The organism is Mesorhizobium sp. M0243 (genome assembly GCF_040321775.1).
GTDB lineage: Bacteria > Pseudomonadota > Alphaproteobacteria > Rhizobiales > Rhizobiaceae > Mesorhizobium.
In genome coordinates this window covers 200,449-214,029 of the sequence record NZ_JAMYSF010000006.1, presented here as the reverse complement: position 1 = coordinate 214,029, position 13,581 = coordinate 200,449, and the positions used below count along the sequence as shown (strand labels likewise).

Here is a 13,581-nt window from a genome sequence, read left to right as displayed (position 1 = left end):
CGGCAACAGCCATGCCGGTTCCGCCTGAACGCAACCGCCTAGACAATATGCTCCGCTCGCAGCGCCGCTTTCATCCTTTCCAGCGCCGCTTCGCCGCCTGCCGCCAGTTCGTCGGCAATCCTGGCCAGCTTATCGTCGGCCTTGCGGTGCTTGCTGCCCCAGGCGCCGAGCGTCGCCAGCACCGGCAAGAGGTCGATGCCTGCTTCGGTCAGCCGGTAGACGGTTCTCAAGCCATGCGTCGGGTCGTCGCTTCGGGTGAGGATGCCCTCCTCCTGAAGCGTTTGCAGTCGCTCGGCCAGCGTGCGCGAGGAGATGCCTTCGTCGGATTGCAGGAATTCGCGAAAGTGCTTTTTCCCGGCGAAGACCATGTCGCGGACGATGAGCAGCGTCCAGCGGTCGCCGATCAGTTCGAGTGACAGGTTGATCGGGCAGCCGGACTTTTCGCGCGTCGACATCTATGGTTCCATTTTTAAATCACTTTACTATTGACATCGTTTTGGCCTTGCGTCAACGGTTCCAAATGTAAACTGTTTTGCGATGGCCCTGAGGAGAATGACGGTGAAAAAGCTGGTCCTGCAGATGCAGATGTCGGTCGACGGCTTTGTCGGCGCCAATGAGGACCATTCCTGGCAGCTCTGGGAGTGGGGTGACGAGAGCGCCTGGGACGGTGCGCTGAAGCAGGACTTTAACGCCGTCTTCGCAGGCGTCGATACCATCCTGCTCAGCCGCAAGATGGCGCAGGAGGGCTATCTCACCCATTGGGGCAATGCGGCGAAGAAGTTTCCGCGCGATCCGTTCTACGCCTTTGCGCAGCGCATCGTCGACTCCCCAAGGTGGTGCTCAGCAACAAGCTCAAGCAATCGGCCTCGGAGCCGGCTTGGGAGCGCACCAGTGTGGTCAGCGGCGACCTGCCGCGCGAAGTCAATGCGCTGAAAGCGGGCGAGGGCGGCGACATGGCGGTGTTCGGCGGCGCCGGTTTCGCGTCGGCGCTGATTGCGGCCGGGCTGGTCGACGAGTTCCAGCTTTTCATCAACCCGGCGGTGCTGGGTGCGGGCCGCCGGATTTTTGATCAGGGCGGTTTTAGGAACCTGCGGCTACTCGGCTCGAAGGCCTATGCCTGTGGCATGGTGGTCAGCCGCTATGCGCCGGCGGGGTGAGGGGGACCTCCATCTTCTCCCTGGTCACTTCGCATCGTGAAAAATGATCCCGACCGTGTGGCGCATGCCTGAGCGCAACCGGCTGACGCCATGGCGCAGGTTGACCCGGTAATTGCCTTTGGTGCCCTGCACCGGCCGGTTGTGGACGGCGAAGACAACGGCGTCGCCCTGGCGCAGCGACACCACTTCGACCCGGCTCTGCATGCGCGGGCGCTGCTCGGTCAGGGCGAACTCGCCGCCGCTGAAATCCCGGCCCGGTTCGGAGAGCAGGATCGCCACCTGCAGCGGAAAGGCGAGGTCGCCATAGAGATCCTGGTGGAGGCAGTTGAAGTCGCCAGGCACATATTGCAGCAGCAGCGGCGTCGGCCGTGACTGGCCGGCGGCATGGCACTGATCGAGAAACGGGGCGTGCGTCGCGGGATAACGCATGGCCTGCCCCATGCGCTCGTTCCACCGATTGGCGACCTCGGCCAGCCTGGGGTAGAGCGCGCTGCGCAGGCCACCCAGGAGGTCGGGCAAGGGATAGCGGAAATAGCGGTACTCGCCCTTGCCGAAGCCGTGCCTGGCCATATGGATGTGGCTGCGGAAATATTTCTCATCCGAATAGAGGTCGGCGATCCGCCGGCACTCCTCGGGCGACAACAGCTTTTCGATCACGGCACAGCCGAAGCCGTCGAGTTCGGCGGCAAGGGCCGGCCAGTCGTAACCGGCGACGCGTGTCTCGGCGGCTTCGATCACCGATCTGGCAATTTTGGCATGGGCATTCATATCGTAGCCTCCTTGTCGAGCAGGGCGCGTTTGCGTTCGACACCCCAGCGGTAACCGGCCAGTGAGCCGTCGGCGCGGACGACACGGTGGCAGGGAATGCCCAGCGCGATCGCGTTGGCCGCACAGGCGGTCGCCACGGCGCGGGCGCCATTCGGCTGGCCGAGGCGGCGAGCCAGTGCGGTGTAGCGGATGGTGGCGCCGCACGGGATGCTGCGCAGCACATCCCAAACCTGTTGCTGGAATGGCGTGCCGTGGCGCATGTCGAGCGGCAGGTCGAGGCCGACGCCGGGCATTTGGATGAAGCGCGCGATTGTCGCGAGATCGTCGCGCAGTGCGGCCTCGTCCTCGACCAGTATCTTGTCGGGGAAGCAATGGCCAAGGTCCCGCTCCAGCGCGTCGGCGTCCGAGCCGATCAGGATGGCGCAGACGCCGATCTGGCTGCGCGCTGCCAGGACGTCGCCGATTGCGGATTCACCGATGGCATAGCTTATGGTGTCGAAGGCATTGGGGACGCTCGCCGGCGGCGCCATTTGGGTTTGCATGAGGTTCATTGCGTCTGTGCGTGAACCCTACAGGGACGGCTTCTCGCGCTCACTCCGGTGCTTGCTTTCAAATTCGAATTTCGAAGGTAGGTGCTCTACGGCGCCCCCCCCTCTGCCGGACAGAGGGGGGCGCCGTAGAGCACTGACTTGAACCGTTTTACGCGACACGAGTAACAGCGACCTCGCCGAGCAAAAACACCTCACCCGTCAACAACCGCAGCTCGATCTCGCCGGCCGCGGTGCGGCTCCATTCGGCTCTGCCGTGATCGACCATCTCGCCAATGGCCGCCATCACCAGTAACTTCGAGCCTTCGGCGCGCCGGCTGCCGACAGCTTGGGTCCGGCTGGTCGCATCGGTGGTGGGAGACCTTGCCATCGCGCGCATTGCCGGTCCTGGTCAGGCCCGAATTGACCGGTTGGCATTGTCGGACGCCGCCTCACGCTCCAGCAGTGCGCGCTTGCGCTCAACGCCCCAGGCGTAGCCGGACAGGGCGCCATCCCTGCGGATCACGCGGTGGCAGGGAATGGCGACGGCATGATTGTTGGCGGCGCAGGCGGCGGCGATGGCGCGGGTTGCCTTCGGCGCACCGATGCGCTGCGCGATCTCGGCATAGGAAACCGTGCGGCCGGCGGGGATGTCGCGCAAGGCCTGCCAGACGCGCCGCTGGAACGCGGTGCCGCGCACGTCGAGCGGCAAATCGAGGCCCAGCGCCGGAGCCTCGACGAAACCGACGACGCGGGCGACCAGCGCCTCGTAGTCGCGGTCGCCGCCGATCAGCCGCGCCCTGGGGAAACGGTCCTGCAGGTCGCGCACAAGCGCGTCGGGATCGTCGCCGAGCAGGATCGAGGCGACGCCCTTTTGACTGGACGCGACCAGGATGGCGCCGAGCGAAGTCTCGCCGACGGCGAAGCGGATCTCTTCATCAGCGCCGCCGGCGCGATAGCGCGTCGGCGTCATGCCGAGCATCCCGGTGGATTTCTCGTAAAAACGTCCGCTTGAATTGAAACCGGCATCGTAGATCGCCGTCGTCACGCTTGCGCCGTCTTCCAGGCCCTGGCGACCCGGGCGGCGCGGTGCGCGGCGGCATAGTCCTTCGGTGTCAGCCCGGTGGCCGCCTTGAAGATACGATGGAAATAACCGGCGCTACGGCCGGCGGCATCAGCCAGCTCAGCGAGCGACGGTTCTTCCTCGCTCTGCTCGATCCTGCGGCAGGCATCGGCGACCATCGCGGCATTACCGGCCTCGAGCGATGGGCCATCCGGGTTGCAGCGCCGGCACGGGCGAAAGCCGGTTGTCCTGGCCTGATCGAGCGTGCCGTGCAGTTGCACATTTTTCGGATTGGCGCGCCGCGACGGGCAGGAAGGCCGGCAATAGACGCCGGTCGTCGCCACCGAATACCAGAATGCGCCGTCGGCCGACTTGTCGCGCGCAACGATACGCGCCCAGCGCGGATCGTCGGCGATTTGCGGCGGCGCGGATTTCAGATTTTTCGCCAGGGTGATGAACATGGCCGGCATTGAAGCCGCCAAAAGCCGGCCTCGCCACCCGTTTCCTGCCAAGAGCCCCACTCTCCTAAGCCGCGCGTTTGGGCTCCACCGCGAACGGGCTGAGCCCGAGCCAGGTCTGCATCTTCCTGCCAATGGCCTGGTCGCCGGTCAGGGCAACCTTGGCGCCGGCCTTCTCGACGGTCAGCAGTCCCATCCAGATCGCCGTCATGGTGTGCAGATCGGTCGAGACGTAAAGGTCGACGTCGAAACCCGGATCGTACCAGCACAGATCGACCTCGCCGTGCTTCTCGACGATCAGCCACCATGACCGTTTGGACGCCGGCAGGTCCTGATACAGAAATTGTATCACCGTGCGTCCCTCGGGCAGCGGCGAGGGGTTCAAATTGCGCCGCATGTCCCACATCAGCAATGACGGATCGAGGTTCTTGAGCGACAGCCGGGACTCGACCCATTTCTGCCCCCAGAAGCCCATCGCCTCGACGACTGGGCGCAAATCGCGGCCGGCCTCCGTCAGCCGATAATCGAAGATCCCCTTCTCGCCCCGGACCTCCCCGCGCTCGACGATCCCGGCGATCTCAAGCTCCTTCAGCCGTTGCGACAGAAGGGTTGGCGACATTTTGGGGACACCGCGGCGCAGGTCGTTGAAGCGGGTCGAACCCGCCACCAATTCGCGCATCAGCACCATCGTCCAGCGGGTGCACAGCACCTCCGCGGCCATCGATAGCGGGCAGAATTGCTTGTATCCGTGCTGGTTCATGATTGCGCCTCTCCCTCCAACCTGGCCGAACATTAGGCCTTCATGAATGAAGCGGCCAGTACGGAAACTGTACTGCCCCAGTACAGATCGCGGACTGGTTGGCGAGCGCCTTGCCATGCGAGCCCTTTGGCCGGTTGCACGGGATACCCTGTGCGCCGCAACCAGGAGACTACCATGACCGCTTACGTTATCGCAGACATCAAGATAAACGACCCGCAATGGGTGCCGGCCTACGCCGCATCGGTGCACGACCTCGTCCACAAGCATGGCGGCAGATATCTGTCGCGCAGCGGTAATGTGAAGACGCTTGAAGGCAAGCCGCTCGACACCACGCTGATCGCCCTGATGGCGTTCCCGTCGGAAGCGGCGGCCCGCGCCTTCGCCAACGATCCGGCCTATGCGCCCTTCGTTTCGGCCCGTCGGGGCGGTAGCGACAGCCGTTTCCAGATGATCGACAACACCGATCTGGCTGGAACGATCCCGTATCTGCCGAAGGGATGATCCTTCCCGGTAGTCGTCACATCGATTTCGGGATCTCCAAGCAACAACAGTCACAGCGCTTGCCCGCCGGGCCTCCGTATTTTCGGCGGCCGGCCAGCTGGGCTTTTTCAAGAAGAATGGAATGAAGATGATATCGAACTTTCACAATAAGCTTGCCATGGCCGGGGCCATGCTGGCTGTCTGCACCACCTTCGCACAGGCGCATCAGGAAGCCGCCGCGCCGGTGGCCGGCCTCAATCCGCTGGCCGACAAGGTGCGGGCCGCCAACAGCCGGTTTCTCGACGTCAAGGCCGCTACATCAGAGGGCTATGCGCCCATTCCCTGCGCCAGCGGCATCACCGGTGGCGCCATGGGCATCCACTATGTCAACGGCGGATATCTGAAGGACGACAAGATCGATATCGCCCGGCCTGAGGCCGTGATGTACGAGCCGATGGCCGACGGCACGCTGCAACTGGTGGCGGTCGAATACATCACCTCGAAGGGGCCGGCGTCGCTGGACGGACAGCTGTTCAATTTCAACAGCGCGCCCAACCGCTATGGCCTGGGCGAATTCTACGAACTGCATGTCTGGGCCTGGAGGGGCAACCCGACCGGCACTTTCGCCGACATGAACCCGAAAGTGTCATGCGAACACACGATGGCGCCGAGCCAGTAAGCAATGAAGCCAGGCGGCGTCAATGCCGCCTGGTCGCCCTCCGCGACAGTTGGCAGCTCCGGCCCAGCGGCCGCTTTCGGCGAGGAAAAGCCGGGGAGGTGCGTGCCGCTGGCGCTCCTCGCGGCGTCAGGCAGGTACGGTCTTTATGCCGCTTGATCCGGGATCGCCAATCCCACCTCGGCGGTATCCCGGCTCGCTTGCGGCGGCAAGACGAGGCGTCCCGTCACATACCAGAGCAGGGACACGACAAGGATCGAGAGATAGCCATCCACGGCATAGTGCCAGCCGGTGTAAACCGAACCGAACAGGATGAAGGCCGCGAAGGACCAGCCGGCGGTTGCCCACCGGCGGCCGAATCGGGTCAGGAAGAATGCGTTGAGCGTGGCGATCGCAACATGCATGCTGGGCATGGCCGAGATGCCGCCGCCGAGTTCCGGGCGGCCACTCTGGTAGGCTGTAAACAGATAATCGGCGTACAGATGGACCGACGCGCCGTAGCCCTTCTGCGCCAGGGCGGCCTGCAGCGCGACAAACCGGTCGCCGCCGTAGATTTGGTCGTGGAATATCGGGCCGGCGGACGACAGCAGGGTCGCAAGAACGGTGCCGCACAGCATCGTGGTCAGCGCAAATGCCCATAGGTAGCGCAAACGCCCGACCGGATTGTTCCAGAAGGCGACGAAGAGCACGGCGCCGAACCATTGCAGAAGCCAGCCATAACCATAGCCGGCGAAAATGACGACCGACACCGGTTCGGAAACGATGCTGTGCGCCCATGTCCAGGGATCGGCGCCATGCAGCCGAAGATCGAGGTCCGCCAGGGCGCGGTCGGCGTAGAACGGCACCATGTCCGGGATGGCGACCTTCAAGGTGGTGAATGCGGTGACGCCGAGAAAGAACAAGAAGATGACGGGTGCGGCTGCAAGCCAGCGGTGCCTGAGTACGCCGAGGATGAACCTCGTCGGCGCATGCCGGGCAAATGCCAGCCCCGCCACACCAAGGCCCGCCGCCAGAAGCGCGGGCAGGAAAAAGGCGAACGGCTTGGCATAGGATTGCGCCAGATGCAGGTAGCGGTCCGGCTGCAGGCAAACAGCGGTCACGGCATAGGTCAGACACAAGGCAACCAGCAGCCAGCCGCTCCTGGTTGTCGCGATGTCGAGGTCAAGGATGGCAGCTGGGCGGCGATTGTTGCCGTGCTGACCTGTGTGCTCACTCATCGAAGGACATCCCGCCAGTTGTCCAGAAAAATAATTGGATTATTTCGCAGGCGATATATTACCATCAGGTTACACTTGTGTGCGAATAGATCTCCAAATATTAGACCGATAGATGCCTGTTGGCAAAGAGTCTGTTTACGAAAGCGTTGCGCCGCCCTCTTTGTCTCTGCATGGGCTCATCGGCGCCGCCGATGATCCGGGATCATCGGATTGGCCGATGACCTGGAGCCATGACTAGGAAGATCCGGCCGATGCGAAACTCCGGTTCTTGCCGGCCAATCGAAGAGCAGAGGCGGCAGGCGGGGAGCCAACAAAGCAGCCCGCCATCGCCGCGGTAACTGTTTCTTCTCTGGTTTTGCCGCAGATTGCCCCGCGGTGGAGCAGGCGAAGCAGACGATGGCGCGTCAGGGCAAGAAAAGTCGCAATGGAACGTTCTGGGCCAAGGCCCTGGAGCGCGCCCATCTTGGCGTCTGGGACTGGGATCTTGTGACCGGCGACTGCTTCTATTCCGCGACCTGGGCGCGGATGCTGGGCTACGATGAGAGCGAACTTGCCGACACCAGCGACCTGTGGCTGCAACTGACCCATCCTGACGACCGCGAGCGGGCGCTGGCCAGCGGCGACCGCCACATTGCCGGCCTGACCGACACCATCGAGACCGAATTGCGGCTGAAGCACAAGCAGGGACACTGGGTGTGGGTGCTCGATCGCGGCGGCGTCGTCGAGCGCGACGCGATGGGAAAGCCGCTCAGGCTGATGGGTGTGCAGACCGACATCTCCAAGCAGAAAGCCGCAGAAGCCGAACTCGAGCAGGTCAATGTGCGCTTCCGCCTGGCGCTCGCCGCCAGCGGTACCGGCATCTGGCACCACGACCTCGCCACCGGCAAAAGCTATTGGGACGAACGCACCAGGGAGATTTTCGGGCTTGTCTCCGACACCGCCGAAGTCGAGCGCGACCACTGGTTCGGCTATCTGCATCCGGACGACAAGGAGGCCGCGTCGCGCGCACATCTGGTGCCGCTCGAAACGGACAAGGTCACCGCGGTGCAATACCGCATCGTCCGACGCGACGGAGAGGTCCGGCACATAGAATCCCTGCTGCGTTTCATCGCCGACCCGCAAATCCCGGACCGCCGGCTGGCGGGGCAGATCCTGGGCACGGTGCGCGACATCACCGAAGACAAGCAGCGTGAGCAGGAACTTGCCTATGCGGCCCGCCACGATGCGCTCACCGGTCTCTGGAACCGTGCCGCGTTCGACCGGCTGCTGGCCGATCATATCGCGGCCGCGCAGCGGCTGCCGCTCTCCGTGTTCTATGTCGATCTCGACTACTTCAAGGCGCTCAATGATTTTGCCGGCCACGCGGCCGGCGACCTGGCACTGAAAAGCGTTGCCCAAGGCATTCTGGGCTGCCTTCCCCCGACGGCGCATGCCGCGCGCCTGGGCGGTGACGAGTTCGCGCTGCTGATGCCCAATTGCGATACGGCGCAGGCCGGGCGGCTGGCCGACGCGGTACTTGCAGCGGTTCGCGATGCCGAACTAGGATCGACGGCCACGTCGCGCAAGCTGGCGGCCTCGATCGGCATCGCTTTCGTCGATGATGCAAACACGACGGTGGCCGACGCGCTGGCCTGCGCCGACGACGCCTGCTACGCGGCCAAGGCCGCCGGGCGAAACCGATTTGCCGTCTTCTCCACCGATACGGCATCGGGTTCGGGTGGCCTCAACGCGGCGCGCGTCGTCGCCGATACGGTCGATGCCATGGAAGACGGGAGGCTGAAGCTGTTTGGCCAGGAAATCCATCGGCTGGGCCGTCCCTGGCTGGAAAGCCGCCATGTCGAAGTGTTGGCCAGGCTCGCCGCCCGCAACGGCCGGCTGGTGCCACCCGGCGAGTTCATTCCGGTGGCCGAGCGGTTCGGCATCGCGTCGCGGCTCGACCGCTGGATCATCCGCACCGCGCTGTCGCGGCATGGTGCCGCCTTGCGTTCGGGGGCGTTGACGCTTGGCTTCAATCTGTCGGCGCAGACGCTGAGCGACCCGCAGCTTTGGGACTTCGTGGACAACGTCATAGAAGAAACCGGGGCGCCGCATTCGGGCATCGGCTTCGAGATCACCGAAACCGCCGCCGTCACCAATTTCGACGCCGCCGAACAGTTTGTGCGCAAGGCGCGCGAGCGGCGCTGCCGAGTCAGCCTCGATGATTTCGGCGCTGGTATGAGCTCGTTCGAATATCTCCGGCGGTTCCCCGTCGACGCGATCAAGATCGACGGTTCCTTCATCGAGCACATCACGCAAAGCCGTTTCGACCGCGAGATCGTGCTGGCCATCACCAGCATCGCCCGCAGCCTCGGCTGTGACGTGGTCGGCGAGAAGATCGAACGGCAGGACACGCTGGCCATGTTGAGCGACATGGGCGTCGCCTTCGGCCAGGGATTTTTGCTGCACCGGCCGGAGCCGCTGGAGCGGATTGTCGTGCGTGCGACCAAGGGAGCGGCGGCCCGCAAGGCATCGTGATCCGGGTGCGGCGAGTTTCAGGCCAGGCCGGACTGACCTGAAACTCGCCACAGTCTATCCGGTTCGCCGCGCCGTTGATTGCGGAAACTCCAGCACTCCAGCCTCGGGTCGCCTGTGCTGCGCCTCCGTCACCGCTTCGATCAACAGATCGAGCGCTTCACAGGCCGTGCGACTCGTCTCGTCGTTGCCTTGCAGATAATGATAGGCGCGTTCGAGGTGGATGCGGGCGGCTGAAAAATCGCTGGTCAATGGTCCCTCCATGATCCCGCCCTAGAAGACCTTGCCGGAGACGAGGGAACGCGGGGTAAATATCCACAAGCGGCTTTTATTCAAATGCCGCAGAAACAGGGCGCGGCAGATGCGCTGTCAGGAGTGACGCCACCCAACTCTTTGCGGTGCCTTGCCGCGCGACTAGACTGTCGGCTCCCTTGTCCGAGGTGAGACCGATGATCGTCCAGGCCTGCATCAACGGCGCGCGTCCGCGCGATTTCCATCCCGCGCTACCGCTGACTGCCGAGGCGATGGCCGGCGATGCCGCCGCCTGCGTCGCCGCGGGTGCCTCCGAACTGCACATCCACCCGCGCGGCCTTGACGGGCGCGAAAGCCTCGCGGCCGTCGATGCCACCGTGCTGGCGGTGCGTCAGGCCTGTCCGGGCACGCTTATAGGCGTGTCGACGGGCGCCTGGATCGAGAACGATGTCGAGCGGACCCGTGCGGCGATCTCCGGCTGGCGGGAACTGCCCGACTATGCATCGGTCAATCTGTCGGAGGTGGATGCGCCTCGCGTGATGGAGCTGTTGCGCCAGCGTGGCGTCGGCATCGAGGCCGGGCTTGCCACCGTCGCCGACGCTGAGCGCTTCGTGGCGCTTCCCGACCACGACCGGGTGCTGCGCATCTTGATCGAGATCGACATCCCGGATCTGTCCGTGGCACTCGACGAGGCACACGGCATCGCCACGGTGCTCGATCGCGCAGGGGTGCGGCGGTCGATCCTGCTGCATGGCGTCGACACAACTGTCTGGCCCCTCGTCGAGCTTGCGTATCGCAAGCGCTGGTCGACACGGGTCGGCCTGGAAGACGGCAAGACGCTCGCCGATGGAACTGTGGCGAAGGATAACGCGGCGATCATCGCTGCCGCCGTGGCGATCTTTCGCGGCTAGTTTTCCAGAATGATCTGGATCGCCTTATCCACCACCGGATGCAAGCCGCTGGCCTGGAAGGACAGGCGGTTGCCGGAGCCGACATTGCTGGTCATGGCGATGGTCAGCTCTGAGATCGGGTCATGCAGCATGACGGCGACGTAGCCGGGGATACTGCCCTGGTGGCCGTAAAAGGCGCGGTTGGCGTAGTCGCTCTGGAACATGCCGGCGCCGGTCTCGCGCATGCGGGTGCCCGGAAAACTCGCTGGCACGCGGTGTTCGAACATCTCGGCGAAGAACGGCGGCGACAGCACTCTGCCGGAAAAGAGACCGCGCATGAAGCTCACCATGTCGGACGGCGTCGACACCATGTCGCCGCAGCCATAAGCGGCGCCGAACGGGAAGGAATCGGAAGAATCCTGCAATTCGTCGGAGTAGCGCAGCACGCCGTCCACGCGCCACATCTCGCCGCCGGAGGCGATGTCGGTGGGCGCATTCGCCGGCGGCGGGGGGCGGTGGTAGTAGCCACGCACCATCGACTTTTCCGGAAAGGCTTCGGTGGCCGGCGACCAGGTATTCTCCAAGCCGAGCGGCTGCAGCACCGCGCTTCTGACATAGCCGCCCAGCGACTGGCCTGTCACCGCCTCGATCACCATGCCGGCCAGCACATAGCCGGTGTTGTTGTAGACGGCGGGTCCGCCCGGCGCCTTCTGCTTGTCGGAAGCGAAGGCGATGTCGACCAGTTGCCGCGGCGTCCATTGCCGGCTCGGATCCATCGGAATGTAATATTCGAACTCCGGCAGGCCGCTGCGGTGGTTGATCAACTGGCGCACCGAAATGTCTTTTGCTTCCGGCAGGTAAGGAAACCAGCCGGAGATCGGCGCTCCGAGATCGAGCTTGCCGTCCTGGGCGAGCTTGGCCAGGGCCGCGGCAACGAAGGTCTTGGTGCAGCTGCCGATCTTGAACAGGCGTTCAGGCGAGACGGCAATGCCATGCTCCCGGTCGGCGAGGCCGGCGGTCAGGGGGGTTGGTGCGGCGCCAGTGGAGTATGCGAGTGATGCGCCTACCGCGCCATCGGTGAGATAGGTCTTGAGGAGGGCGTTCAGGTCTTCACACATGGATTCTGCTTTCGCCGCTAAATTGCTGGTTTCATAGATGATGTCGGTGCGTCCTCGGGCCGAGCCCGAGGGCAGGGTCGCCAAGCTTCACTCCGCCATATCGACAGCGGCAAAGTTCTGCCGGCCGAAGGGGTCGAGCACGTAGTTGAGCACGCTCTTGCGGATCGGGATCGCCACCACCGAATGGGCGATCGGCGCCACCGGCACCTCGACCTTCAGGATCGCTTGGCCCTGGCATAGATGTCGGCGCGCTGTTTCGGATCGGCGGCGACGCGGCCGTCCTGCAGCAGCTTCTCGAAGGCCGGATCGCACCAGCGCGAGCGGTTGGAGCCGCCCTTCACGCCGTCGCAGGACAGCAGGTAGCTCAGCATGTTGTCGGGGTCGCCATTGTCGCTGCTGCCGCCGAGCAGGTAGGCGTCCTGTTCGCCCGCCGCGGTGCGCTTGAGATATTCGCCCCATTCAAAGCTGACGATCTCGGCCTTGACGCCGACTTTCGCCCAGTCGGCCTGGATCATCTCGGCCATGCGCTTGGCATTGGGATTGTACGGCCGCGATACCGGCATCGCCCACAGGCTGACTTTCAGGTCGCTCTCGTGGCCGGCTTCCTTCAGCAGCGCCTTCGCGCCATCCGGGTCATAGTCGATGCCGGCATCGGTGACGGCGCCGATCTGCGCCGGCGGCACGACGCTGCCGGCGACCGTGCCGGCGCCGGCATAGACGGCGTCGACGATCGCCTTGCGGTCGACGGCCTTGGCCAGCGCCATGCGCACGCGCACATCGCCGAGCGGCTGATGTTCGACATTGAAGCCGAGAATGCCAATGTTCTGGCCCTTGAGGTCGAGCACGGTGATGTCGGGATCGGTGCGCAAATCGGCGACGGCGCTTGGCGGGGGCGGGGCGGCGACCTGGCACTCATTGGCCTTGAGACGCTCGACGCGCGTGGTCGGTTCGGGCGTAACGGCGAAGACCAGAGTGTCGATCTTCGGCGCGCCGCGCCAATAATCCTTGTTGGCGGCGTAGCGGATCTGGCTGTCGGGGACATAGGCCTGCAGCACGAACGGGCCGGTGCCCACGGGCTCGCTATCGATCAGTTCCGGCGTGCCGGCGGCGACCATCTTTTCGGTCTGCTCCAGGGACAGGATGGAGAGATAGTCGAGCGCAATGCCGGGCAGGAAGGTGACATTGGCAGCCGTCAGCGTGAAGCGCACGGTGTAGTCGTCGACCTTGTCGATCTTGTCGATCAGCGTGCCCATGCCCAGTGCGTTGAAATACTCGTAAGCGCCGCCGCCGAGCTTGTGGTAGGGATTGCTGGCGTCGCGCTGGCGGTTGAAGGTGTACAGCACGTCGTCGGCATTGAACTCGCGCGACGGTGTAAGTGGTCGTTCGACTGGAATTTCACGCCGTGGCGTAGGTGGAATGTGTAGATCTTGCCTTCGGCTGAGACCTCCCAGCTTTCGGCCAGCGCCGGCCCGACCTCGGTCGTGCCAGGCTTGAACTCGACCAGCCGGTTGAAGATCGTCTTGGCGGCGGCATCCATGGTGGAGTCCGCCGTGCCGATCGCCGGGTTGAAGGTCTCGGGATTGGCTTCCGAGCAATAGACCAGGGTTTTGGCGTAGGCCTGTCCGCCGAGAAGGACGGATGAGGCCAGCAGGGACGAGGTAAGCACTGCGCGCAGAACGGATTTCATCGCAAACGCTCCTGATG

The 13,581-nt window shown here is 64.3% G+C and carries 16 protein-coding genes and 1 pseudogene; 6 read left to right on the top strand and 11 right to left on the bottom strand.

Annotated features, from left to right (window positions below; translation table 11 throughout):
• Positions 1–38 precede the first annotated feature (38 nt).
• Positions 39–455 carry a winged helix-turn-helix transcriptional regulator gene (locus tag NKJ11_RS10715; RefSeq protein WP_023813870.1) on the bottom strand — a complete coding sequence of 139 codons (417 nt, stop codon included), beginning with the start codon at positions 453–455 and terminating at the stop codon, positions 39–41.
• Between the two features lie 103 nt (positions 456–558).
• Between NKJ11_RS10715 and NKJ11_RS10710 the strand changes: the two genes are divergently transcribed.
• Together NKJ11_RS10710 and NKJ11_RS10705 are read left to right on the top strand one after the other, a co-directional pair.
• Positions 559–933, top strand: coding sequence for a dihydrofolate reductase family protein (locus NKJ11_RS10710; RefSeq protein ID WP_352793258.1), 375 nt, complete (start codon positions 559–561; stop codon positions 931–933).
• Positions 894–1,157, top strand: coding sequence for a dihydrofolate reductase family protein (locus tag NKJ11_RS10705; RefSeq protein WP_352793257.1), 264 nt, complete (start codon positions 894–896; stop codon positions 1,155–1,157). Before NKJ11_RS10710 ends, NKJ11_RS10705 begins: the two co-directional genes overlap by 40 nt.
• Positions 1,158–1,181: 24 nt before the next feature.
• Here the strand turns inward: NKJ11_RS10705 and NKJ11_RS10700 are convergent, their stop codons facing one another.
• From NKJ11_RS10700 to NKJ11_RS10680, 5 genes and pseudogenes are all read right to left on the bottom strand, one after another.
• Positions 1,182–1,925, bottom strand: coding sequence for a 2OG-Fe(II) oxygenase (locus tag NKJ11_RS10700; RefSeq protein WP_352793256.1), 744 nt, complete (start codon positions 1,923–1,925; stop codon positions 1,182–1,184).
• A complete protein-coding gene (locus NKJ11_RS10695; protein ID WP_352793255.1) occupies positions 1,922–2,467 on the bottom strand; it encodes a methylated-DNA--[protein]-cysteine S-methyltransferase in 546 nt (181 codons plus the stop codon). Before NKJ11_RS10695 ends, NKJ11_RS10700 begins: the two co-directional genes overlap by 4 nt.
• Before the next feature lie 157 nt (positions 2,468–2,624).
• Positions 2,625–2,852 (bottom strand): hypothetical protein, encoded by a 228-nt coding sequence (locus NKJ11_RS10690; protein WP_352611169.1) that lies wholly within the window; start codon positions 2,850–2,852, stop codon positions 2,625–2,627.
• Positions 2,853–2,864: 12 nt separating this feature from the next.
• A pseudogene (ada, locus tag NKJ11_RS10685) lies at positions 2,865–3,976 on the bottom strand (bifunctional DNA-binding transcriptional regulator/O6-methylguanine-DNA methyltransferase Ada).
• 64 nt (positions 3,977–4,040) lie between these two features.
• Positions 4,041–4,733, bottom strand: a complete 693-nt coding sequence (locus NKJ11_RS10680) for a winged helix-turn-helix transcriptional regulator (RefSeq protein ID WP_127297522.1) — start codon at positions 4,731–4,733, stop codon at positions 4,041–4,043.
• 174 nt (positions 4,734–4,907) lie between these two features.
• Between NKJ11_RS10680 and NKJ11_RS10675 the strand changes: the two genes are divergently transcribed.
• Together NKJ11_RS10675 and NKJ11_RS10670 are read left to right on the top strand one after the other, a co-directional pair.
• On the top strand, positions 4,908–5,234 hold the full coding sequence (locus tag NKJ11_RS10675) for a DUF1330 domain-containing protein (protein WP_352611171.1): 327 nt from the start codon (positions 4,908–4,910) through the stop codon (positions 5,232–5,234).
• A 157-nt stretch (positions 5,235–5,391) separates the two neighbouring features.
• Positions 5,392–5,892, top strand: a complete 501-nt coding sequence (locus tag NKJ11_RS10670) for a hypothetical protein (RefSeq protein WP_502895816.1) — start codon at positions 5,392–5,394, stop codon at positions 5,890–5,892.
• A gap of 143 nt (positions 5,893–6,035) precedes the next feature.
• Here NKJ11_RS10670 and NKJ11_RS10665 read toward each other — a convergent pair whose 3' ends face one another.
• Positions 6,036–7,106 carry a phosphatase PAP2 family protein gene (locus NKJ11_RS10665; protein ID WP_352611173.1) on the bottom strand — a complete coding sequence of 357 codons (1,071 nt, stop codon included), beginning with the start codon at positions 7,104–7,106 and terminating at the stop codon, positions 6,036–6,038.
• Positions 7,107–7,502: 396 nt separating this feature from the next.
• Here NKJ11_RS10665 and NKJ11_RS10660 point away from each other — a divergent pair, with 396 nt between their 5' ends.
• Positions 7,503–9,620, top strand: a complete 2,118-nt coding sequence (locus tag NKJ11_RS10660) for an EAL domain-containing protein (RefSeq protein ID WP_352630362.1) — start codon at positions 7,503–7,505, stop codon at positions 9,618–9,620.
• Between the two features lie 54 nt (positions 9,621–9,674).
• On the opposite strand, the gene NKJ11_RS10655 is transcribed toward NKJ11_RS10660, so the two are convergent.
• Positions 9,675–9,869, bottom strand: a complete 195-nt coding sequence (locus NKJ11_RS10655; protein ID WP_023813860.1) for a hypothetical protein — start codon at positions 9,867–9,869, stop codon at positions 9,675–9,677.
• 197 nt (positions 9,870–10,066) lie between these two features.
• Between NKJ11_RS10655 and NKJ11_RS10650 the strand changes: the two genes are divergently transcribed.
• Positions 10,067–10,780: a 3-keto-5-aminohexanoate cleavage protein gene (locus NKJ11_RS10650; protein ID WP_352441261.1), complete on the top strand. Its 714-nt coding sequence runs from the start codon at positions 10,067–10,069 to the stop codon at positions 10,778–10,780.
• Here the strand turns inward: NKJ11_RS10650 and NKJ11_RS10645 are convergent.
• The 3 genes from NKJ11_RS10645 to NKJ11_RS10635 all read right to left on the bottom strand — a co-directional run bounded on the left by NKJ11_RS10645 (position 10,777) and on the right by NKJ11_RS10635 (position 13,564).
• A complete protein-coding gene (locus NKJ11_RS10645; RefSeq protein ID WP_352611175.1) occupies positions 10,777–11,961 on the bottom strand; it encodes a serine hydrolase domain-containing protein in 1,185 nt (394 codons plus the stop codon). The genes NKJ11_RS10650 and NKJ11_RS10645 overlap by 4 nt on opposite strands.
• Before the next feature lie 131 nt (positions 11,962–12,092).
• The gene (locus NKJ11_RS10640; protein WP_352793254.1) at positions 12,093–13,220 is read right to left on the bottom strand and encodes an ABC transporter substrate-binding protein; all 1,128 of its coding nucleotides are present in this window, start codon (positions 13,218–13,220) and stop codon (positions 12,093–12,095) included.
• Positions 13,118–13,564 carry an ABC transporter substrate-binding protein gene (locus tag NKJ11_RS10635; protein ID WP_352793253.1) on the bottom strand — a complete coding sequence of 149 codons (447 nt, stop codon included), beginning with the start codon at positions 13,562–13,564 and terminating at the stop codon, positions 13,118–13,120. Before NKJ11_RS10635 ends, NKJ11_RS10640 begins: the two co-directional genes overlap by 103 nt.
• Positions 13,565–13,581: the final 17 nt, after the last annotated feature.

Bases quoted from the DNA above. Each gene is read 5' to 3' on its own strand.
- NKJ11_RS10635 (WP_352793253.1), bottom strand. From the start codon at position 13,564: ATGAAATCCGTTCTGCGCGCAGTGCTTACCTCGTCCCTGCTGGCCTCA.
- NKJ11_RS10715 (WP_023813870.1), bottom strand. From the start codon at position 455: ATGTCGACGCGCGAAAAGTCCGGCTGCCCGATCAACCTGTCACTCGAA.
- NKJ11_RS10700 (WP_352793256.1), bottom strand. From the start codon at position 1,925: ATGAATGCCCATGCCAAAATTGCCAGATCGGTGATCGAAGCCGCCGAG.
- NKJ11_RS10660 (WP_352630362.1), top strand. From the start codon at position 7,503: ATGGCGCGTCAGGGCAAGAAAAGTCGCAATGGAACGTTCTGGGCCAAG.
- NKJ11_RS10650 (WP_352441261.1), top strand. From the start codon at position 10,067: ATGATCGTCCAGGCCTGCATCAACGGCGCGCGTCCGCGCGATTTCCAT.
- NKJ11_RS10665 (WP_352611173.1), bottom strand. From the start codon at position 7,106: ATGAGTGAGCACACAGGTCAGCACGGCAACAATCGCCGCCCAGCTGCC.
- NKJ11_RS10680 (WP_127297522.1), bottom strand. From the start codon at position 4,733: ATGAACCAGCACGGATACAAGCAATTCTGCCCGCTATCGATGGCCGCG.
- NKJ11_RS10695 (WP_352793255.1), bottom strand. From the start codon at position 2,467: ATGCAAACCCAAATGGCGCCGCCGGCGAGCGTCCCCAATGCCTTCGAC.
- NKJ11_RS10670 (WP_502895816.1), top strand. From the start codon at position 5,392: ATGGCCGGGGCCATGCTGGCTGTCTGCACCACCTTCGCACAGGCGCAT.
- NKJ11_RS10690 (WP_352611169.1), bottom strand. From the start codon at position 2,852: ATGCGCGCGATGGCAAGGTCTCCCACCACCGATGCGACCAGCCGGACC.
- NKJ11_RS10675 (WP_352611171.1), top strand. From the start codon at position 4,908: ATGACCGCTTACGTTATCGCAGACATCAAGATAAACGACCCGCAATGG.